At 47.2% G+C, this 21,601-nt stretch carries 19 protein-coding genes; 12 read left to right on the forward strand and 7 right to left on the reverse strand.

Going from position 1 to position 21,601, the window contains the following annotated elements:
• Nucleotides 1-594 precede the first annotated feature (594 nt).
• The 5 genes from QUA80_RS21230 (at nucleotide 595) to QUA80_RS21250 (ending at nucleotide 7,571) form a co-directional block, all read left to right on the forward strand.
• On the forward strand, nucleotides 595-3,264 hold the full coding sequence (locus QUA80_RS21230) for a GAF domain-containing protein (RefSeq protein WP_333427082.1): 2,670 nt from the start codon (nucleotides 595-597) through the stop codon (nucleotides 3,262-3,264).
• Between the two features lie 145 nt (nucleotides 3,265-3,409).
• On the forward strand, nucleotides 3,410-4,552 hold the full coding sequence (locus QUA80_RS21235; protein ID WP_333427066.1) for a hybrid sensor histidine kinase/response regulator: 1,143 nt from the start codon (nucleotides 3,410-3,412) through the stop codon (nucleotides 4,550-4,552).
• Nucleotides 4,553-4,702: 150 nt separating this feature from the next.
• Nucleotides 4,703-5,533 carry a GUN4 domain-containing protein gene (locus tag QUA80_RS21240; RefSeq protein WP_333427067.1) on the forward strand — a complete coding sequence of 277 codons (831 nt, stop codon included), beginning with the start codon at nucleotides 4,703-4,705 and terminating at the stop codon, nucleotides 5,531-5,533.
• Between the two features lie 731 nt (nucleotides 5,534-6,264).
• On the forward strand, nucleotides 6,265-6,855 hold the full coding sequence (locus QUA80_RS21245) for a YdcF family protein (protein ID WP_333427068.1): 591 nt from the start codon (nucleotides 6,265-6,267) through the stop codon (nucleotides 6,853-6,855).
• A 170-nt stretch (nucleotides 6,856-7,025) separates the two neighbouring features.
• Entirely contained in the window at nucleotides 7,026-7,571 is a 546-nt protein-coding gene (locus QUA80_RS21250) for a GAF domain-containing protein (RefSeq protein ID WP_333427069.1), read from the forward strand.
• 266 nt (nucleotides 7,572-7,837) lie between these two features.
• On the opposite strand, the gene QUA80_RS21255 is transcribed toward QUA80_RS21250, so the two are convergent.
• From QUA80_RS21255 to QUA80_RS21270, 4 genes are all read right to left on the reverse strand, one after another.
• Entirely contained in the window at nucleotides 7,838-8,371 is a 534-nt protein-coding gene (locus tag QUA80_RS21255) for a hypothetical protein (RefSeq protein WP_333427070.1), read from the reverse strand.
• Nucleotides 8,372-8,525: 154 nt separating this feature from the next.
• Nucleotides 8,526-9,164 (reverse strand): lysophospholipid acyltransferase family protein, encoded by a 639-nt coding sequence (locus QUA80_RS21260; protein ID WP_333427071.1) that lies wholly within the window; start codon nucleotides 9,162-9,164, stop codon nucleotides 8,526-8,528.
• Between the two features lie 204 nt (nucleotides 9,165-9,368).
• Nucleotides 9,369-10,307, reverse strand: coding sequence for a phosphate ABC transporter substrate-binding protein (locus QUA80_RS21265; protein WP_333427072.1), 939 nt, complete (start codon nucleotides 10,305-10,307; stop codon nucleotides 9,369-9,371).
• 10 nt (nucleotides 10,308-10,317) lie between these two features.
• Complete coding sequence (locus tag QUA80_RS21270; RefSeq protein ID WP_333427073.1) at nucleotides 10,318-11,031, reverse strand: PspA/IM30 family protein; 714 nt, start codon at nucleotides 11,029-11,031, stop codon at nucleotides 10,318-10,320.
• 155 nt (nucleotides 11,032-11,186) lie between these two features.
• Between QUA80_RS21270 and QUA80_RS21275 the strand changes: the two genes are divergently transcribed.
• Entirely contained in the window at nucleotides 11,187-12,386 is a 1,200-nt protein-coding gene (locus QUA80_RS21275) for a transposase (protein WP_333427074.1), read from the forward strand.
• 411 nt (nucleotides 12,387-12,797) lie between these two features.
• On the opposite strand, the gene fabD is transcribed toward QUA80_RS21275, so the two are convergent.
• From fabD to plsX, 3 genes are all read right to left on the reverse strand, one after another.
• Nucleotides 12,798-13,679, reverse strand: coding sequence for an ACP S-malonyltransferase (gene fabD, locus QUA80_RS21280; RefSeq protein WP_333427075.1), 882 nt, complete (start codon nucleotides 13,677-13,679; stop codon nucleotides 12,798-12,800).
• A 406-nt stretch (nucleotides 13,680-14,085) separates the two neighbouring features.
• Nucleotides 14,086-15,087 carry a beta-ketoacyl-ACP synthase III gene (locus tag QUA80_RS21285; RefSeq protein WP_333427076.1) on the reverse strand — a complete coding sequence of 334 codons (1,002 nt, stop codon included), beginning with the start codon at nucleotides 15,085-15,087 and terminating at the stop codon, nucleotides 14,086-14,088.
• Nucleotides 15,088-15,251: 164 nt separating this feature from the next.
• The gene (plsX, locus tag QUA80_RS21290) at nucleotides 15,252-16,301 is read right to left on the reverse strand and encodes a phosphate acyltransferase PlsX (protein ID WP_333427077.1); all 1,050 of its coding nucleotides are present in this window, start codon (nucleotides 16,299-16,301) and stop codon (nucleotides 15,252-15,254) included.
• A 212-nt stretch (nucleotides 16,302-16,513) separates the two neighbouring features.
• Here plsX and QUA80_RS21295 point away from each other — a divergent pair, with 212 nt between their 5' ends.
• From QUA80_RS21295 to QUA80_RS21320, 6 genes are all read left to right on the forward strand, one after another.
• Nucleotides 16,514-17,848, forward strand: coding sequence for a D-alanyl-D-alanine carboxypeptidase (locus QUA80_RS21295; RefSeq protein ID WP_333427078.1), 1,335 nt, complete (start codon nucleotides 16,514-16,516; stop codon nucleotides 17,846-17,848).
• Nucleotides 17,849-17,929: 81 nt separating this feature from the next.
• Complete coding sequence (rpsP, locus tag QUA80_RS21300) at nucleotides 17,930-18,214, forward strand: 30S ribosomal protein S16 (RefSeq protein ID WP_006633724.1); 285 nt, start codon at nucleotides 17,930-17,932, stop codon at nucleotides 18,212-18,214.
• Entirely contained in the window at nucleotides 18,186-18,674 is a 489-nt protein-coding gene (locus QUA80_RS21305; protein WP_333085049.1) for a KH domain-containing protein, read from the forward strand. Before rpsP ends, QUA80_RS21305 begins: the two co-directional genes overlap by 29 nt.
• Before the next feature lie 374 nt (nucleotides 18,675-19,048).
• A complete protein-coding gene (locus tag QUA80_RS21310; protein WP_333427079.1) occupies nucleotides 19,049-20,023 on the forward strand; it encodes a PhoH family protein in 975 nt (324 codons plus the stop codon).
• 84 nt (nucleotides 20,024-20,107) lie between these two features.
• Nucleotides 20,108-20,512 (forward strand): ChuX/HutX family heme-like substrate-binding protein, encoded by a 405-nt coding sequence (locus QUA80_RS21315; RefSeq protein WP_333427080.1) that lies wholly within the window; start codon nucleotides 20,108-20,110, stop codon nucleotides 20,510-20,512.
• A 164-nt stretch (nucleotides 20,513-20,676) separates the two neighbouring features.
• The gene (locus QUA80_RS21320) at nucleotides 20,677-21,399 is read left to right on the forward strand and encodes a hypothetical protein (RefSeq protein ID WP_333427081.1); all 723 of its coding nucleotides are present in this window, start codon (nucleotides 20,677-20,679) and stop codon (nucleotides 21,397-21,399) included.
• Nucleotides 21,400-21,601: the final 202 nt, after the last annotated feature.

Genomic DNA, 21,601 nt, shown 5'->3' on the forward strand with positions numbered 1-21,601 from the left:
GTTTGGAGCTTGTTTAGAGTTGCATTTTTTTTGAAACGTGTATTAGCTTTGCGGTTCGATCGTCAGTTTGTAGCGAGAACCGATTTTATCAAAGACCGATCGAAATTTTTAGGTAGTTAGATCACTGTACCTATCCTGCTGCTGCGTTTAGCATTAAACTATGAGTATCTTTGTAGGAATTTCTCGCGCGCGGCGGTTCTAGAGCGCTATTCACCAGACCGCATACGGTCGCCGAATACGCTAACACAGTCATACCGCGCAGCAGCCGAGCACAAAGCGTCAAATTCACCTTGCCCTGCTCGATCGAACCAAAGCCTGGATGGAAGCTAATTTTTAGGCTGGCAGTGTTCCGAACTCCTGTTCAGCTTTAATTGACGAACCCTCATCAGTATTGAGGTTGTAAAAAAAAAGATCGATCGAGCATACATAACAAGCAAACTGAAGTTGCGTGCCCCACTTTTGAACTCGCGATTCATCAAAGCGACAAGCGAGTTCCGGCTTGAAAAGCAAACAACTTCAAGAGTTCGCACCGCCGCAGAATCTAGCGCCGATCGACCTGCGGGTCACTCTACCCCTCTGAGAAAGCAGTTAATCATGACATTCTCCAATGCTGGTAGCGTTCTGGCTACACTGACTCAAGTCAATTTTATGGGGGCATTGACCTCCCGTGTTAAGAGCCTGCCAGTTCCTGAATTAGTGTGCCTGCTCGACTTTATCACGGCTGAATTTCAGCAATTTATCCGGGCGATGGACCTGATTAACAATGAAGCACTCGAAACTCTCTTAGAGCAACTGTTAGATGCCTTCACTGTCAAAATTGGTCAAATTCTGCAAGCAGACCGGACAACAATTTTTTTGGTTGACTCCAGCAAAAATCAACTTTGGCACAAAACACTCGATTTGCTCACGGGCGAAGATGTAGAAATTCGCTTGCCGATGGATGCAGGCATTTTAGGTTACGTAGCAACTACCGGAAAATCGATCAATGTCGCCTCGGCTCGCACCCACGAGCATTTTAATTCTGAAGTAGACGAACCACCGGGCTACGAGATCGAGACCATCCTCTGTATGCCGATTTTTAGCAGCAAGAGCCAACACGAACCCGTAGCGGTGGTCAGACTGTTGAATAAAGCTGGCAATGTCCCTTTTAGCGAGGAAGACGAACAACAGTTTCAGGCTTTTGCTGATTCGATCGGGATTATTCTCGAAAGCTGTCAGTCTTTCTACGTCGTAGCCCGCAACCAGCGAGGGGTTGCAGCGCTTCTGAGAGCCACCACAACTTTGGGTCAAAGTCTTGACTTGGAAACAACTTTGCGCGCTGTCATGGATCAAGCTCGCGACTTGATGCAGGCCGATCGCAGCACGCTATTTTTGTTAAATCGGGAAACCAACGAACTCTGGACAAAAGTCGCTAAGGCCGACGGCAAAACGATCGTCGAAGTCCGCATTCCTGCGAATAAGGGAATTGCAGGCTACGTGGCTTCGACCGGTCAACCTTTAAATATTACAGATGCTTACGACGATCCCCGCTTTGACCCATCTACAGACCAGCAAACCGGATACCGCACTCGGACTGTCTTGTGCATGCCGGTGCACAATGCTAAAGGTGAGCTGATCGGGGTAACTCAGCTAATTAATAAGAACCAAGGCACTTTCACTACTTCCGACGAAGAGTTTTTGCGAGCGTTTAATTCCCAAGCGGGAATGGCGCTGCAAAATTCTCAACTGTTTCAGAATGTGATGGTGGAAAAGCAGTATCAGAAAGATATGCTGCAAAGTCTTTCTGATGCAGTAATTTCTACGGATTTGAAGGGCCGAGTTGTGACGATCAACGAAGCAGCACTAGAATTGTTGGGCTGTCCGGTAAATCAAGCTAAAAGCAAACAGAATCTCCAGATTTGGGAAGATAAACTGGTGAATCGCTATGTTTGGGAAGTTGTGCCGATCGACAATTTGCAATTTCGACTGGAAGACAGTCTCAAAAATGCTGCCAGACATTACGTTCCCGAACAAAGTTTAACTTTGGGATTGTTGGTGGAAAAAACGTTTGGTTCTGCAGCAACAGAAACTGAAGCAGGAGACACTGAAGAAGAAAGTTATATTTTGGCTGTACCCGATCGCACGGATCCAAATTTATATTACGCTTGGGGCGAAAACCGCGCGTGGAGTGAGGAATTAGCCCTGGCAGAATTAGCTAATGCCCAATCTCTATTTGCGCTGCGAAATTCTGCCCTGTATCACCCTTATTGTCCGCTGCCAATCAATAAATCTCGAATTAAAGTAATTGAACGCAGTTTGAATTTGACTGTCAACCCGCTGCTCAATCCTGAAGGCGGCGTGCGCGGCGGTTTAGTTGTACTCGAAGACATCAGCCGCGAAAAGCGGATGAAAAATACCATGTACCGCTACATGACTCCTGGAGTCGTAGATAAAGTAATGGCTTTGGGTGAAGGCGCGCTCATGGTGGGCGAACGCAAAGAAGTAACTATTTTATTTTCCGACATTCGCGGCTACACCACCCTGACCGAAAATCTAGGAGCGTCGGAGGTGGTATCCCTGCTGAACAAGTATTTTGAGACGATGGTGGAGGCAGTTTTCCACTACGAAGGTACTTTAGACAAGTTTATTGGCGATGCTTTAATGGCCGTATTCGGCGCCCCGCTGCCGCTGAATCCTCCCGAAATTCACGCTTGGATGGCAGTTCAGTCGGCTTTAGATATGCGCCGGCGTTTGAAAGAGTTTAATGATTCTCGCCCCGGCGAAAATCAGTTTCGCTTCGGAATAGGGATTAGTTCCGGAGAGGTGGTTTCGGGAAACATTGGTTCCGAAAAGCGGATGGATTACACGGTAATCGGGGATGCGGTGAATTTGAGCTCGCGATTGGAACAGCTTACAAAGGAGTACTGCTGCGATATCATTTTGAGCGAATTTACATACAGTTTGTGCAAGGAACGGATTTGGGTGCGAGAGTTGGACAAGGTGCGGGTTAAAGGCAAAAATCAGCCGGTGGGAATTTACGAGTTGCTGCAAAATAGTGCCGATCCTATCGACGGGGAAACCCTTCGGTTTTTGGAACTTTACAGCAATGGTCGGGATGCTTATATTGCTAGAAATTTTCACAAAGCTATTAGTTGTTTTGAGGAGGCTTTAGTTATGCGACCGAGCGATCGACCTGTGGAAGTTCACATCGAGCGATCCCTCAGCTATTTGCAAGTACCCCCGCCAGACGATTGGGACGGCGTGCATACAATGACAATAAAATAGGAAATTATATCACGGCAGAGTCTTCAAATGTAAAAAGATTGGATAAAATTTTGAGATCTTCCTTATGACAGAGTTAATAAGTGGAAAAATGTGAAAACATAAATTGATGCAAGATTAAAGTTAGTATTTATTTCCAGCCACATAAATGAATTATTTATCTGTTCCGAATGCCACAAAAGCCGATCGCATTCTGGTGGTAGACGACGCACCCGATAATGTTTTGTTGGTACAGACAATTCTGGAAGAAGAAGGTTATGAAATTAGCACGGCCGATAACGGCTTTTCGGCCTTGAGCGAAATTGACAAATCAGCCCCGGATTTGGTGCTGCTAGACGTAATGATGCCGGGAATGGACGGTTACGAAGTCACCCAGCGAATGCGACAAAATAAGGAATTGCCCTTTATCCCAATTTTGCTGATTACAGCTCACGACAGTGCTAGCGTAGTCCAGGGACTTGACATGGGAGCAGACGATTTCATCCGCAAACCAGTTGAAATGGACGAACTGCTGGCGAGGGTGCGATCGCTCCTGCGGCTCAAACACAGCGTAGACGAACGCAATTCGATCGCCCTCCAGCGCGAAGATTTTGTCTCCCGACTCGCTCACGACTTGCGGACACCCCTCGTAGCAGCCGATCGAATGCTAACTTTAATGCAGCAAGGAGCTTTGGGAGAAATTTCCATTCCCATGCGCGACGCTTTCGGCACGATGGTTCGCAGCAACCAAAACCTGATCGCCATGGTAAATATGCTGCTGGAAGTTTACCGCTACGAAGCAGGCCGCAAATCCTTAAGTTTCGCTCCGGTGGACTTGCGCCAGCTTATTACCGAGGTAGCTGAAGAACTAGCTCCCCTAGCCGATGCTAAAAATTTGTCCCTGAATTTAGACTTGACAGAAAGTGCAGAAAGTGCTCCGATTGCGAAGTATCCGGGCGATCGTCTGGAGCTGCACCGCTTGTTGACAAATTTAATCGGAAATGCGATTAAATTCACTGACAGCGGCTCAATAGATGTCCGCTTAAAAGCTGCAAATTCACCTGCTTATACAAGCTTCAAAAACCAACCGCTGGCATGGGTAATCATCGAGATTCAAGACACCGGCGCAGGCATTTCTTCCACCGAACAAGCAAAGTTATTTGAAAGGTTTGGCCCGGGAACTCACAAGAAATCCGGTACAGGTTTGGGACTACACCTATGCCGCCAAATAGTCGAAGCTCACCGCGGCACGATCCAGGTAAAATCAGAGTTGGGTAAAGGCAGTTTGTTTACTATTCGCTTGCCTTGTTAGCTCGGTATAAATAACTCTAACTTTCGGGTGCGAACTGCCCGCATTACTAAAGATCGACTGTAATTGTCAGGTGCGAAGTGCGTACCTAATCGAATTATGGTTAATTTACCCGATGTCTTATAATTACTTGGCAACCGAATAAATGGCAATATGTCTAACTGTCCAGTGTGCGGTGCTGAATACATAGAAGAAAAAGCAGAGCTTTGCTCGATTTGCGGCTGGGATTTGACTCCCTACCCGCAACGTGCTAAGCCTTCCAAAACTTATTTAAAAAAAGAACAAGTTAGATTGCAGTGGGCAAAACAAATGTGGGAATTGACCCGCAATCAACAAAATTGGTCAGCTAAATTTGATGAGTTGCAGGGGGAATTGCAGCAAGGTGCGATCGCCAGCACGTACATTCAATCTCAGTTAGAATGGGTTTTGTACCGCCTCGAACAACTAAACCCCGAATTGATTGTCAGCACTCTACTGCGGCTGGAAGATAAAATCGCCGCTATACCTGACAAAACTCCGGCTATCTCGGAAGTGGGGATGGACTACCGACAACTGACAAAGCTATTAGAAACTGGAAAATGGCGCAAAGCTGACGAACACACTTGGGAAATCTTGCTGCAAATCGCTGTCAGGGAAGACGAAGGCTGGCTGAGTGCAGCCGATATTGACAGTTTTCCTGCTACAGACCTTCGCACGATCGACCAACTTTGGCAACAATACAGCAGCGGGCGGTTCGGGTTGAGCGTTCAACAGCAGATTTGGGAAACTAGCGGAGGCAATTATACTGAATTTTGCGATCGAGTCGGCTGGCGAGTTCAGGAAAATTGGAAATATTACAGCGAGCTCTCCTTCAGCGAAAATGCTCCCCTCGGACATCTCCCCGTCACCGCATGGAGGCAGCGCGCCTGTTACGGTGCCGGTCAACTCACCGCAGCAGAAAACTTTGCCCGCATCGCTGCGAAACTCGCAACTGGCGATCGGTGATCGTCAAAAAAAAAATCAAAATTGACATTAGCTGCTATAATCAAAACGGTTCACCAACTGGGGCTGTGGCTCAGATGGATAGAGCAAGCGCCTCCTGAAGAATCGGGCACCCTGCGAGGAAACTCTGGGAGTGAATGTGGTCAAATTTGGTGAAACCTAAAGAGTTCGTCGGTTTCTAGGACTCTAAGGCAATACCAAGCCAAGCCTGAGTTCAGCGCGATTAAACAATCGCCTATATTGAAATCAGGAAGGTTTAGAGACTAGACGATCACCACCTAAAAGCTGCAAGCATATGGTGAAGGTATAGTCCGGAGAGTGGGGAAACTCACACAAATCTGAAGCGCTAGGTCGCCGGTTCGAACCCGGCCAGTCCCGTTAAAAATCAAGAAAAATTAAAAGCAGGAGGGGAAAGCTTAAATTTTGCCCCTCTTTTTTGCATATCCGCTAAGGAATTCGCCCAAGGAGGAATACTTGCTTGAAGACGAGGACTTACGCAGAACCTCTATAGAATCCATCTGAAATCTCAAATCTCAAATCTGAAATCTCAAATCACCTGTTTAAGCCCCACCACCAGCGTAGAGTCAATCTAAAATCTAAAATCTAAAATCTAAAATCCTACGATCCCCCGACCCTTTTTTAAATTTTAATTTTTAATTCCTGTTAGTGGGCTATACGTGCGGTATTTTTTGTTATGGTTCCTTTGTGAGTTACATAAAATTTTATAGGTTTAGATGTGGTTAAGAATCAATTCAAACACGCAGCGTTACAAGCCTTTGAAGACTTCACGCAGTTTTTGGTTCCTAGTAGGGCTTTTGATGGCGTGTTGGTTTGGCTATCAGCAGGTTAAGAGCGAATTTCAGAAACCCCAAGCTTTGTTAGTTCTAGGTGGGGCTACGGAGCGAGAGGTGTTTGCCGCCAAATTTGCTCAGGATCATCCTGAATTGCCGATTTGGGTGTCGTCTGGGAGCAATCCCGAGTTCGCGCAATGGGTATTTTCAGAAGCGGGAATAGAGTCCGATCGCCTGCACTTAGACTACAGAGCGGTGGATACAGTAACAAATTTTACCACCCTGGTAGATGAATTGAAAGCTCAAGGGATTGAGAGCGTGTATCTGATCACTTCTGACGATCATATGCGGCGAGCTCAGATTATCGGCGAAATCGTGCTCGGCAGTCGAGGCATTAGCTTTAAGCCTGTGGCAGTTCCGTCTGGGCGAACCCCCGAACCGATGCAAAAAGCTGTTCGCGACGGCGCGAGGGCTATTCTTTGGCTGACAACCGGTTATACGGGTGCTAACTTCACCCAAGCCCGAATTCAATAAACCCAGGGAAGGATTAAGCAAGTTTTAAATTTTTTCCATTCCCTCTGGTTTGAAAATTTGTCTCCGATAGCGATTTTAGGCATCGGGAAGACGCTGACAACCAATGCCTAGCAGAAGAGAATAGAACGAGTAGTTTAAAATTAGTAGATGAACTTCAATAGCTAAAGTTAATGACCGACAAAATTCTGCCGCAAGTTCTAGAGCAAATTTTGAGTGACACCAAAACGCCGGATGGTGTTTTTTCGGCTTTGGTGCCGGCTTTAGGCGAGGTGTTAAATTGCGATCGGGTTTTTCTCTACCTCCGCAATCCTGAAACGCAAATGGGCAGAGTACCTTACTGCTGGCGTCGCAACTCGAACTATCCCGAAGTTTGGGACGCGGAATGGAAAAAAGAACCGGAATCTTTAGGGAAAGAAGACCCTTTGTTTGCAGCAGCTTTGCGAACTGAACCGTCGATTTTTGTTGCGGATGTTGAAACAGCAAATCCTGAAGTAGTCAACAAAAATTTTGAGGCAAAAGAGTTCGGACATCGAGCTTTGATTCACGCTCACCTTTGTGCTGACGGCTTATTGTGGGGGATTTTGCAGCCTTGTATGTTCGATCGCCCCAGAGTTTGGACTGACTTCGACCGCCAAGTTATCGCAGCAGTTACAGAAAAAATCTCGCCTTTAGCTGTCGCTTATGTCACCGCCTCAGCATCAAAAGATGAGCCCTAAAAATCAATAATTTACCTGTAGGCAGCGGGTGGGCAATCAATGAATGTCAACTTAAGACTAAAACCACGTCTATATACGGGTTTTAGTCGAATCTCAATCCCCTTCCCGGCAGACTAAACACCGTTTCCGGTTCCCCCCTGTTTAAGTTAGGGGGGAGGGATGGGCTAATTTGCACACAAAAGTAGGGTACTAAATTTGAGCTGATTGTTCTCACCAATGGTGACTTGTGCATCGCTCTAGGAATAGACTTGGTGCACAATTCTTGTTTAAAAAACGCCCCAATTTTGAATGCCCCGACTGCTGAAAATCCCTTGAGCCCGACTAATATCATCCTCAGTGCCATCTACTACTACCAAATAATCACCGGCTTGCAGGCGATCGGTGTAAATTCTAGCTGTTTCTTCGGGAATTCCCAAGTCAGTCAAGGCCTTCACCACTCCACCGAAAGCCGCAGCCGCAACGCCAGTGCTTGCTACGCCAGCCACCAGTGAGGCGCCCAAAGTCCCCGCTGCAATCATCGGCCCGATTCCGGGAATAGCTAAACTTCCGAGACCCACTAGCACGGTGGCTAAAGAAGCATTTGTCAGAGTTTCTCCTACAACTCCTGATCCTGTGTCTAGATTTTTATCGCCCACCTGAGCGATCGTTTCAGTCTCGCCTACAGCCTCACCTGCATCCCTAGCAACAACCGAAACTTTATCCATTGGAAACCCGGAAGATTTCAATTCTGCCAGAGCTTGCTCGGCATCTTCGCGGTTAGAAAACAATCCCAACGCGCGGGTTTGATTGCTTGTTACCATATTTTTCTTCTTATCCCCTGTAAAATTAAACTCAAATTCAAGTCTAATTATTGCGCTTGTTTTTAATCACTTATATTGATATTTTTCGGTTTTTATCTTCAGCATTCATCTATCTGTAGATATAACCTGAAAAACCGCAACAAAAGTTATCAAATCAGCGACCCAAATCGTGCATGGCATTAATCTCGATCGCACATCTTTGAGTCAGCGCTTCCAACTCCTCGCGATCCGAAGAACCGGGCGCTTCAATTAGCTTGCCAATTCGCACCGTCAGCGGCACCGGACGCGGCAATCCCGAACCTTTCGATGCAATGGCGTGAGTTCCCCACAAACTAACAGGTAACAGCGGCGCTTTTGCCTTAGCAGCTATCAGCGCCGCACCTAATTTCGGTTGAGTAATTCTGCCGTCTGGCGTGCGAGTTCCCTGCAAAAATACACCCGTCGCCCAGCCATTTTCCAAAGAGTTGATAGCGGATCGAATTGCACTGCGATCGGCACTTTCCCGCTTGACTGGATAAGCACCGTAAAGCGTAATTGCCTGCTTCAAAATAGGAACTTTAAATAACTCTTCCTTTGCCATAAATGCGACGGGCCGCCTCATGCAATTAGACAAAATCGGCGGGTCAAAATCGCTGGCGTGATTGCTGACTACTACCAGCGGCCCTTCTGTCGGAACATTTTCTGCACCGTAGATCCGGCCCCGAAAGTACAGGTGCAGCATCGGGCTGACAATTGACCATTTGAATAAATAGTAGAGAAGTAAACTTTCGACTGGTTCGCGACTTTTGCTCACAGAAAACCTGAAATTTTAAATTACATCGAATATTAGCCTATCAGATCGAGTCCGTTTGAGATGATTCGGCGGTTGAAACCGCTTCTTGTCAAACGAAGTCCGGCTGCGCGGACTATATTCTTCAGTCCGCGCAGCCGGACGCAAGCTTGTGTAGCGCCAGAATTTATGCTGGCGAATTCCTGAATGTCAAAACTTTGCAAATGTTCAATTTCCTGCCAGCATAGCTTTCTGTCCTTCCGAAGAAGTCGCGTAGCCCAAGAAATCCTTAACTGCTTGGCTAGGAGGATTTTTGTAGGCGTAGTACAACTGTCGCTTGTAAGGATAGTTACCCGCATCCGGCGTCGCACCGTTAACGGGAACAACGCGCACCGTTTTCTGATTGGCTACTTGAGCAAAAGTCGCATAGCCAATGCCGTTGTTGCCTAAAGCTTGCAGCAGGGGAGTTGTCGCATCTCGATCGAGCTTGGTAATATTTGCCGTCGTGCCAAACTCGCCACCTCCGAGCACTTGTTCTTTAAACGTTTGGTGAGTGCCGCTAACTGCCGGTCTGTTAATTACTTTAATCGGGCCCGCCGGACCGCCGACTTTCGACCAGTCTTGAGCATTTCCCTTGAAGATATCTTGAACTTGAGCGGAAGTTAAACCTCCCTTGAAGGGGTTGTTCGCGCCAACTACAAGGGCGATCGTATCTAGGGCAACAGGCACCGCTGCCAAACCCTGACCTTGTTCTCGATCGGTCAAAGGTCGCGATACCGCTGCAATATCGGCTGTTCCCGCCGCCAAATCCTGAAGTCCTTTTTCAGAACCGTTCGCTTTGGTATCGACTGTAGTGCCGGAAAACTTGCCTTGAAAGCCGTTCTTGAGGTTCTGATTGATTGTCACCATGCTGGTAGAACCGTCAATTCTCACGGCCGTGCCTGCAGGTACGGAAGCTGGAAGTGCAAAAGAACTAGCTGCAACAGGCGAAGTACCGCCGACTACTGGCGCGACTGGAGGTGCGACAGCATTGCCTGCGGGTGTGGGAGTGGGGGTATTATTAGCATCCTGGGAGGCTGGTTTATTGAGAAAAAAGAACCAGCCACCGCCGGCGAGCAAGAGAAATAACAAAATAAAAACTATGGGGGGAGGCCCGCTCTTAGCCATAAAATTCTCCTTAGTTGGGAAGTTCTTTGTTGTTCGAGGCGTCTAACATTTGCAGCCTGCGATTAACTTCATCGTCTAAGCTCATATTTTCTAATTCTGCCTGAAGTCTTTCTTGGGGGTTTTCAGATAGTTCTGCTAAAGCTTGCTGTTTGAGGTGGCGGCCGTGGACGGCGTTTTTGGCTTGCTCAAACTGCGATCGAGCTGAATCGATACTGAGGTCGTTGTTGACTTGGGATATGGCTCGGAGGGCTTCGTTAATCTCTGCCATATCTTTCATATTTTGCATATCGGTTTTGTAGGCTTCCAGCTTCATCCGTTCTCGATTTAGCTTGTCTTTGGAAGCGTTGACGTACTGTTCGGCTTGTTTTACTTGGGATTCTAACTGCGGCAGAATTTGTTCTGTCTGAATTAGTTTGGACATTGCCAAGCGGGCTGCTTCTTCGTTGCCGTTGCGCTTGGCTGTGATGACTTGGCGCTCTACGGCTTGCATTTCCCTAACTTTTTCTTCATATTTCGTTTTGGCGCGCTGGTAGGCTGCAACTTGGGTGGAGACTGCTGCTGCTAGCTTTTGCACTGATTCTTGCATCGATCGCAGTGACTCTTCGGCCACCGCCACCGATACCTGACCGCCTGACTCTACTGGCAGTCCCCACAGCCAGTTCCACGCGCCTACTATGGTTCTGCCTGCCTTGTCGCCCATCAACCAGTAAAGGACTTTTTTCATATAGATACCAGATAAGCTTGGTTTTTACCCCTAGTTTACCAAGAAATTGGGTCTAAAGCCCCGTCCTTACAGGACGGCTTTAATAAAACTGTGAAGATTCGTTAAAGATACAAGCTGGCAAATAAAAGTTTATGTAAAAGTGGTAAACTATTGCAATGATAGTATTAGAGTTTAAATTGAAGGGCAAAGCAGAGCAATATCGAATCATTGACGACATGATTCGGACTGCTCAATTTATCCGAAATAAAACTCTTAGACATTGGATAGACAATCAAGGAATTAAACTCGTAGACCTATACAAACAATGCGCCATCATGGCGAAAGAGTTTGAATGGGCTCTTAAGCTTAATTCTATGGCACGTCAAGCTTCGGCCGAACGTGCCATTTTTGCTATTCAGCGTTTTTTTGCTAATTGCCAAGCAAAAATACCAGGTAAAAAGGGCTATCCGCAATTTAAAAGACATACCCGTTCTGTTGAATACAAAACTTCAGGATGGGCGCTTTCTCCCGACAAAAGATGTCTAACATTCAAAGACGGCTTTGCTGCCGGGAAGTTCAAATTAGTCGGTAGTCGGGATTTGCATTTTTATGCACCCGACGAGATTAAACGAATCAGAGTTATACGCCGTGCCGACGGATACTACGCACAAATTTGCATCAACGTAGAGCGAAAAGAGGAATTTGTTCCGACTGGTAAAGCTATCGGAATCGATGTTGGGTTAAACCACTTCTATACTGACAGCGACGGCGAAACAGTTCCCAATCCCCGTTATCTCAGAAAAAGCGAAAAAGCTTTGAAGAGATTGCAAAAGCGAGTTTCTCAAAAAAAGAAAGGTTCTAAGAACCGAAAAAAAGCAATTAACAAGTTAGGAAGAAAGCACCTAAAGGTCAGCAGGCAGCGTAAAGACTTCGCCGTAAAAACGGCATGGTGCGTAGTGAAATCTAGCGATTTCGTAGCCTATGAAAACCTTCAGGTGCGAAACATGGTCAAAAACCACAAGCTTGCTAAATCAATTAGCGATGCAGCGTGGTCGCAATTTGCTCAATGGTTGGAGTATTTTGGGAAAGTGTACGGCAAAACCGTAATTGCTATTCCACCACAATACACATCCCAGGAGTGTTCAAATTGTGGCAACCCGGTCAAGAAAACCCTATCAACTCGAACCCATATTTGTGGTTGTGGAGCGGTACTAGATCGCGACCATAACGCCGCGAGAAACATTTTGGTAAAGGGTTTCAAGCAAGCAAAAATCAATTTAAATACGGTGGGACACACCGGAATTCACGCTGGGGGACAGACCGATCTCTACTCGCTGGTGGTAGCATCAACGAGCAAATCGACTGGCCGATCCTAGAATCCCCTCGCCTTCAGGCAGGGGAGTGTCAAATCAGGATTTGTCGATCGCCCTGTCAATCGATTTTAGATTTTAGATTTTAGATTTTAGATTTTAGATTTTAGATTTGAACCATTGACCCCACGGATAAATTGGGGGGGCAAGTTTCATCGGATACAGGTTTTTTATTTCTGAGTCCTGAGTCTGCTTTCGGAATGAATCCGGGGGCTTGTATCCTGGATGCTTGATTGTCAGGTCGATCGATATCTACATTTTCGATCGAGATTTTCTAGCTGTCTCGATGGTCTATCCGCAAGTTGCACAACAGCCAATATTCGGATTTGCCTGTTGTGCTATTGATTTTTTGGCACTCTTAGGGCTAATTCACTTTAAAGTTAATAACCTGCAGTTTAATAACAGGCTAAAAATAGATTAAGCCGGTAAATCTGCCAAACTGCTAACATTTACCAGCGCTAAATCGGGACAAGTCCGTTTGATCAAACCCGTGAGAACTTTGCCGGGGCCAATTTCCACTACGCGATCGATTCCTTGTTGCGGCAATTGCAGGGAAATTTCTCGCCACCGCACGCCTTTGGTCATTTGCTGAGTCAACCGCTGCTTTAAAGTGGCTGCGCTGGTAGTGGCTGACGGTTCTGCGTTTGAGAGCACCAGCATTTTAGCATCGGAAAATCTTGCAGACTTTAAGGCTAGTTGAAACTCTGCCGCGACTGATGTCATCAGGGGAGAGTGAAACGCACCGGAAACATTCAATTTAACGGCGCGTTTGACTTTGATTTTGGCAAGCAAATCTTCTACTGCTGCGGGTGTTCCAGAAATCACGACTTGTGCTTCGCTGTTGTCGTTTGCCAGCACTACGTCTCGGCTGTATTGAATTTGCAGTTCTAGTTCCTGCCTGTCGAACCCGATCAAAGCCACCATTTGCCCGCCGGAGGCAGTGTCCATGAGTTCGGCGCGGCGTTTGACTAAGCGCAATCCGGTTTCAAAGTCAAAAACGCCTGCTGCGTAGAGGGCAACGTATTCTCCTAAACTGTGACCGGCAACTACCGCTGGTCGATCGCTTTTTTCTCGCATTAAGTCGGTCAAAATACTTTCTACTACGAACAAGCAAGGCTGAGTGTAGAGAGTCCGAGATAGTTTTGCTTCTTCTTTTTGGCAAACTTCCGGGACCGACCAACCTAAAATTTCTTTAGCTAGCTCAAATTTGGCTTTAGCTGTTGGCAAGTTTAATAAGTCTGCACCCATCCCTATCGCCTGGGAACCTTGTCCGGGAAATACCCATGCTGTTTTAGTCATTTTTCCGGTAATCTGCTAATTGGTGGTTGCTAATTGGTGATTGCAAAAATTTTTTGTTTCCCGCTTCTTTCGTTCGCTGGTTGGTATCCGCTATCTATCGGTTAACGAACTATCTACTCGCGACTCACAATTATAACATAATAATTGCGCTTTTTCCGAACTTTATATTTTTTTTGCTACTTTAATTAAATTAATAGCAGTAACAAAATTTTCAAGCTTCAAGGTGGGGAAAGTCGATCGAAGAATAGAGGATTTTTCTTCTCAGGGCGCGCTTGTCAAGAACTGCTGTCCCGAGGGTGTACGGCTGCGCACCTTGCCCTATGTATGGCGCGTTCAAGGGTTTGTATTTTGCAAGGGTCGCACCCCCGACAATCAGCAGGGCAAGTTTACAGCCGCCCGCCAAATATTACCTTCCCCATTGAAAAATCGCCGCCCCCCAAGTCAAACCAGCACCGAAACCGGCCGCCGCAATCGTATCGCCCGGTTTAACTTTACCCTGACGCACGGCTTCGTCTAAGGCAAGGGGAATTGAAGCCGCTGAGGTATTGCCGTAATTTGCCAAATTGCTCATTACTTTTTCGGGGGGAATCTTGAGCCTTTGGGCAACTGCATCGAGAATCCGCTGATTGGCTTGGTGCAACAGCAGCCAGTCAATTTCTGCGTCGCTGATATTTGCCCGAAACATAGCTTTTTCTATGACTTCCGGGACTTTTTTCACGGCAAAGCGATAAATTTCTTGACCGTTCATTGTGATAGGATGAAATCCGCCAACTCCGACGCTGACCCCCTCAATTAATTCTTTTGACTCGGCTTTGTAAGGCAAATTGAGAGACGCATTTTGCGTGCCGTCGCTGCGAATTTCAAATCCCAAAAAGCGATCGACTTCTGAAGCCTGCAATACCACCGCACCTGCACCGTCTCCAAATAGAATGCAAGTACCCCGATCCGACCAATTCACCCAGCGAGATAAAATATCTGCTCCGATCAGCAAAACATTTTGATAAACCCCTGTCCGAATGAACTGCGAGGCTGTAACTAAACCAAAAATAAAGCCCGAACAAGCTGCTGTCAAATCAAAGGCCACAGCTTTTGTCGCGCCCAACTGATATTGAATTTTACTGGCAGTGCCAAACAAATCGTCAGGACTCGATGTCGCCAAAATAATCAAATCAATGTCAGTCGGCGAAATTCCTGCCATTGCGATCGCAGAGAGCGATGCCTCTGACGCTAAATCGCACAAAGAAATGCTATCGTCCGCCAGCCTGCGGGAGCGAATGCCCGTGCGCGCGCCAATCCACTCGTCAGAAGTTTCTACTATCTGACTCAAACCGTTATTATCCAGCGAAACCTGCGGTGTACAAGAACCGCTACCCGTGACGGCAATGCCGAACCCTGATTGCTGCAACATTCCTCTCCATTTACTCGCTGTTCGACCGAGAAATTAAAAATTAAAAACTACCAATTAAAATTATTTTTTAAACGACTGCAATTACTTTATTTTAAGCAAAACAGTTGGTTTAAGCTGACATTTTTAATTTTACATTTTTAATTTTTAATTCCTACTTACTGCCTCTAATTCACAGCTTCTTGTTCCAGAGCGCTTTGGCGATTGGACGATCTAATTCGCTCCAGCACTTGGTTGTCAATAGCCTCTTTCGCCAAACGAATGGCATTAAAAATCGAGGCAGCTTGAGATGAACCGTGGCTGATAATGCAAACTCCGGCAACGCCCAACAGCAAACCGCCGCCGTGTTCAACGTGGTCTACCCGCTGCTTAAACCCCTTGAGGCTTTCTTGCAGGAGGGGAGCGCTAATTTGATTTTTGAGTCCGGCTGCCAATTCTTCCTTCAGCACTTGCACCACAACTTCGCCCACCGCTTCGGCAAACTTCAACAACACGTTACCGACAAACCCGTCGCAGACAATCACGTCGAAGTTCCCCGACAGCACGTCGCGGCCTTCGGCATTGCCCACAAAAGGAATGTTCGGGTTGTCCACCAATAACTGGTGAGTTCGCACGGCTGCGTCGTTGCCTTTAGAAGGTTCTTCGCCAATGTTGAGCAGGCCGATTTTAGGTTCGGTGACGCCGAGCACGCACTGGCTGTAAATAGTTCCCATAAGAGCGAACTGCTCCAAAAATTTGGGGCGGCAGTCCACATTAGCGCCGACATCGAGAATGAGTACAGAGCCGCCCGGTACCATTGTCGGCAAAACCGCACCGATCGCAGGGCGATCGATTCCGGGGAGCCGGCCCAACCTGAGCAGGGCAGCAGCCATTGCCGCGCCGGAGTGACCGGCGGACACCACAGCATCAGCTTGCTGCTGCTTTACCAAGTTCATCGCTACGTTAATCGAAGCGTTGGGCTTGCGTTTGAGGGCACTCAAAGGTTCTTCGTGCATTTCCACCGCTCCTTCAGAAGGAACGATTTCTAGCTGACCTGTAGAGACGCGGCCGATCGCGTCTTGTTGCCGGAGCGAGTCTTCTATTTGCTGCGGGTCGCCCACGAGCAAAATCTCTACGCCTAATTCTTCTTGTGCCTTAAGCGCTCCAGCTACAACTTCGGCGGGGGCATGATCCCCACCCATAGCGTCTATTGCAATTCTTGCGCGTGTCGATCCCATTGACCAATGTTTGAGAAACATTAAAAATTCTACCAGGAAGTCAGGAGCGTGAATCCAGAAGTCTGAATAAAGAACTAAAATCCGCTCGCGCCCGATCGGAGAATTCTCATTTCCGACTACTCTGATAGAGCTTGTTTTGTCACTACTTTACTATTTTTGACTGCCAATTGAAAAAATCAATGCAATAGTTTACATGACTTTAGGAGTAAAAAATGCTGGATTTATTTAGCTCGGGAATCTTATCTCTGTGGCTGGACATGGCTGGGGTAGGCAGTGCCGCGCCGAATGCTGCGTCAGTGCTAGCTTGGCGGGGAGGGATACCCGGGTTAGTGGTGGCCGAAGATTTGGCTTTTGGGGGAATAGATGCGGCAAATCCAGACTTGCCTGCAGAAGCGACGGTGCGGGAATATTTAAAAGATTTGAAGGACAAGAACCTGATTGACGGGAATCAGGGAATTTGGGTGCAAGCGGGAACGGTGCCGCTGGTAAGTCAGCAGGGGACAGTGCTGATGCCTGGGGCTTCGCTGACTAAGATTGCAACTTCTCTGGCGTCGCTGGAAACTTGGGGCCCGGATTATCAGTTTGAAACGCGGTTCCGGGGAACCGGGCCGATTAGGAATGGGGTGTTGCAGGGAGATTTGGTAGTCAGCGGCGGGGGCGATCCGCTGTTTGTGTGGGAGGAGGCGATCGCGGTGGGCAATGCTCTCAATCAAATGGGTATCGATCGCGTGGCGGGCAATTTGGTGGTGACCGGCAATTTCCGCATGAATTATCAGTCCGATCCTTTGGTTGCGGGGGAAATACTCCGGCAAGCTCTTGAGGGTCGCAGTTGGTCGCAGGACGTGGTGGCAATGTATTCTAAGATGGCTCCGGGAACTAGAAAGCCACAAGTAACGGTGGCCGGCAGCGTCATTGCTGAGAAATTTGCGACTTCGGGGCATTTGCTGCTGAAACGCCGATCGCTCCCTTTAGCCGAAATTCTCAAGCAGATGAACGTCCACAGCGACAATGAAATAGCTCAAATCCTCGCCGACAATTTGGGCGGGGCACAAATAGTGCAGCAGCAAGCGACTTGGGCAGCAGGGGTGCCGGCGGCGGAACTTCAATTGGTTAACGGTTCGGGATTGGGAGTGGAAAATCAGATGTCTCCGAGGGCGGCTTGTGGGATGATGCAGGCGATCGCGCGCAACCTTCAGACTACTGGGCTGACGATTGCTGACTTGTTTCCGGTGTCCGGGCGCGATAAAGGAACTTTGGAACACCGACACATTCCGCGATCGGCTGTGGTGAAAACGGGTACTTTGGACAGCGTGATTGCTTTGGCTGGAGCCATACCCACGCACGATCGGGGTTTAGTGTGGTTTGCAATTATTAATCGCGGCACCGATTGGGACTCTTTGAGAGCGCAGCAAGATATATTTTTGCAAAAATTGGTGCTGCAGTGGGGAACAGCATCGATTTTGCCACTAGCAATTACACCGCACATTGACGGCGCCAGACCTGCCTTGGGGGCAGCAAATCGCAGCGATATTTTGGTCGGAGGTTAAGAAATAGGGGTTGAGTTGGGGTTCGGGGAAGGAGCACTGACAAAATAGCTTAGAATTGGAACAAGACTATTGTGCAAGAAGATGATCAAACTGCGATTAAAGAGATACGGGAAAAAACGCGAGACCAGCTACCGGATTGTAGCGATGAACAGTTCTACCCGCCGCGACGGCCGTCCCCTAGAAGAGCTCGGCTATTACAACCCCAGAAATAACGAAACCAGGCTGGATGTTCCAGCGATTGTCAAGCGCCTGCAAGAAGGCGCTCAGCCAACTGACACCGTGCGTGACATCCTGAGAAAAGCCCATGTATTTGAACAAGTCGGAGCCGGAGCCAACGTTGAATCCAGCACAGCAACAGTCAGCTAGTCCCAACTACGCTGGACTGGTTAAGTTTTTAATTGGGCCTTTTTTAGAGACCCCAGGCTCTTTGCGGGTTGATTGCGAACTTCACCCCCGCCAATCGCGGGTCTGGGTTAGGCTTGCTTTTGAAGATCCGGACAAAGGCCGGGTTTACGGTAGGGGCGGACGCAACATTCAGGCAATTAGAACTACGCTAGAAGCGGTGGCGCAGACGGCGGGTCAGTCCCTCTACTTAGATATATACGATGGTGAAGCCGGCGATCGCGGATCTGGCCCGCCCAGGGGCGATCGCGATCGCCCGGATCGCGATCGCCCGGATCGCGGCTCGCGGGAGCCGCGGGGCGACTTCCGACCCCGGACGCCACCTCCGTCGCCGAGTCCCTTAGCTAGCAGAACTCCGAGAGAACAACCTCGCCGTACTAACACACCTACGTTTAGAACGAGCAGAAATACTCCCGGTTATTAACTAACTGCAGAACCCAGAAAGAATTTTAGATTTTAGATTCCCTGTTGTAGACTTTGTAGTACAAGCCCCGTTAGATTTGAGATTGCCGGTTTTGCGATCGTACACAAATGTAAAATTTTAAATTTCAAATGTCAGCGGCATCAGGTTAATCTAAAATCTAAAATTTCAAATCTAAAATCTAAAATTGCCTGACTTAATAGAAGGGAGATTTGATTTGTGCCTCAAGCACCAAACTCATTTGGGAGCTAAATCTAAAAGACGCTTTAAATACTAGGTAAAACCTAGTAACGGGCGTCTTTTTGTTCGCAAATAGTGACTGGTTGAACGTTGAGTTGTTAACTTTTAATTGCTTATTTGGAGGAGCTTATGTTGGCATGAATGAAAAACTAATAATAGAGTTACCGAGCACTCAAAGCGCAATGTCGCTGGCCGGTAATCAAGAAGAAAACCTGAAAATTATCTCTAAGCAAACCGGTGCTAACGTGGTAATGCGAGGGCAAGAACTGCTGATTTCCGGCACAAAAAGTCAAGTAGAATTGTGTCATAAATTAGTGCGATCGCTCTCCGACTATTGGAAATCCGGCAAACATATTACCGGAGTTGAAATCCAGACGGCGCGCCAAGCTTTGGATACCAACCGCCAAGGCGATTTACAAGACTTGCAGCGAGATGTTCTCGCCAGAACCCGCCGCGGCGAAGAAATTAGAGCCAAAACCTTCAAGCAGCGGCAATACGTCCAAGCAGTACGCACGCACGACCTGACATTTTGCATTGGCCCCGCTGGTACTGGCAAAACATTTCTAGCTGCTATTTTCGCCGTGCAAGCGCTGTTGAGCAAGCAGTACGAACGGCTGATTTTAACCAGGCCAGCCGTGGAAGCTGGCGAAAAATTAGGGTTTTTGCCGGGAGATTTGCAGCAAAAAGTCGATCCATATTTGCGCCCGCTTTACGACGCCCTGCAAGAAATGATCGACCCTGAAAAAATGGCCGATTTAATGGAAAGAGGCTTGATCGAAGTAGCTCCTTTAGCTTATATGCGGGGGCGCACTCTCAGCAATGCTTTCGTAATTTTGGACGAAGCTCAAAATACGACACCGGCTCAAATGAAAATGGTGTTGACTCGTCTCGGCTTTCGATCGAGAATGGTAGTGACGGGCGATATCACTCAAACAGATTTGCCACCAAACCAACAGTCGGGATTGTCAGTCGCCCAAAACATTCTACGCAACGTTGAGGGCATTGCTTTCTGCGAATTTTCTCAGGCGGATGTGGTGCGACACCCGCTAGTACAGCGGATTGTCGCTGCTTACGAACTGCACGAAAAACAGTCAGCAGTCAGTAGTCAGTAGTCAGTAGTCATTGGTTGATTGTTAGTTGTTGTTGCTTCTAATGCTCAAAGTCCAATACCCAATACCCAATTCCAAAATTAAATTATGCCTAACCTGAAAGAATTCTTGGCAGCTTGCGAACAATTGGGAACGCTGCGTTTAATCGTGACTAGCAGCGCGGCGGTGCTGGAAGTGCGCGGTTCAATTCACAAGCTGTTTTATGCGGAGTTGCCGAAAGGTAAATATGCCAATATGCACGCTGAAATATTTGAATTTCACCTGAATATGGATAAAATAAAACAGGTGAAGTTCGAGACTGGCGAAGCGAAAAGAGGCAATTTTACTACTTATGCAATTCGTTTTCTGGACGAACAAAATGAGGCTGCTTTGAGCGCATTTTTGCAGTGGGGAAAGCCGGGGGAATACGAACCTGGACAGGTGGAAAACTGGCACGAATTGAAGGATAAATACGGGGAGGTTTGGGAACCGCAACCTGTTGATGAGATTTAAAGCTATTTTTTTCAGGAGATTGTAGCAAAATTATCAAAACATCTGGACATTCAAGTAAGTAAGCGATTACTCTAATCCTAAATGTAAAGCTTGATAACAACGTTCAACACTTCTGTGAAAATTGGCAGTAAGCAGTAAAAGGCATCAAAAACAGAAGTAAGTAAATGAAATCAATCGATCAAACATTTCCAGTTGTTAACAGCCATAATGAATGGGATTTACTAAAAGAAGTAATAGTAGGTCGTATAGAAGGCGCTTCTGTACCTGCAAGCGAACCTTGTCTTGATGTTGATGTTCCTCCCCAATATCAAGACTTTTTCAACAAATATGCAGGAAAACATTTTCCCGAAGAGTTAGTTCAAGCAGCATCTAAAGAACTTGAAGAATTTTGCTATATTTTGGAAGCCGAAGGAGTCAAAGTAAAACGTCCCGATGCAATCGATTTCTCACAACCCTATAAAACCCCAGACTTTGAAGCATCCGGTCTTTATGCAGCTATGCCCCGCGATATCTTGATTGTCATCGGCAATGAGATTGTTGAAGCACCGATGGCATGGCGATCGCGCTTCTTTGAATATCGTGCCTATCGATCGCTGATGAAAGAGTATCTCAAGCAAGGTGCCAAGTGGACAACTGCCCCCAAACCTCTGATGTCTAATGAACTTTATGATTTTGAGTTTGCTGCTAAATCCCCCGAAGAGAAAGAAGAATTAGTCCAACAAGGACGTTACGTTACCACAGAATTTGAACCTTGCTTTGATGCAGCAGATATCGTGCGGTTTGGGCGGGATATATTTGTGCAGCGCAGTCATGTTACTATTGGACTTTGGACAAAAGCAAATTGGCTTCGCGAGTCTTTGACGCGAAGTAATACGTATCGATTATGAATAATTAGGCTCGCTTTAAGAAGTAGTCGGTCGAGAGCTCGAACTTTTTTGAGTCTTTTTACCTTTTTTGACTACTGGATATCGTGTTCTTTTTTCTTGTAAACTACCTGCAGTCCGCCCACTTGAAACCCACATTCCGCACCCCCAACTGGCACATAGGCAGATGGAGGGGATAAAAGTGAATCATCCGAGATAATAAGTA

Origin of the sequence: Microcoleus sp. F4-D5 (assembly GCF_036704885.1) — a bacterium.
Taxonomy (GTDB): domain Bacteria; phylum Cyanobacteriota; class Cyanobacteriia; order Cyanobacteriales; family Microcoleaceae; genus Microcoleus.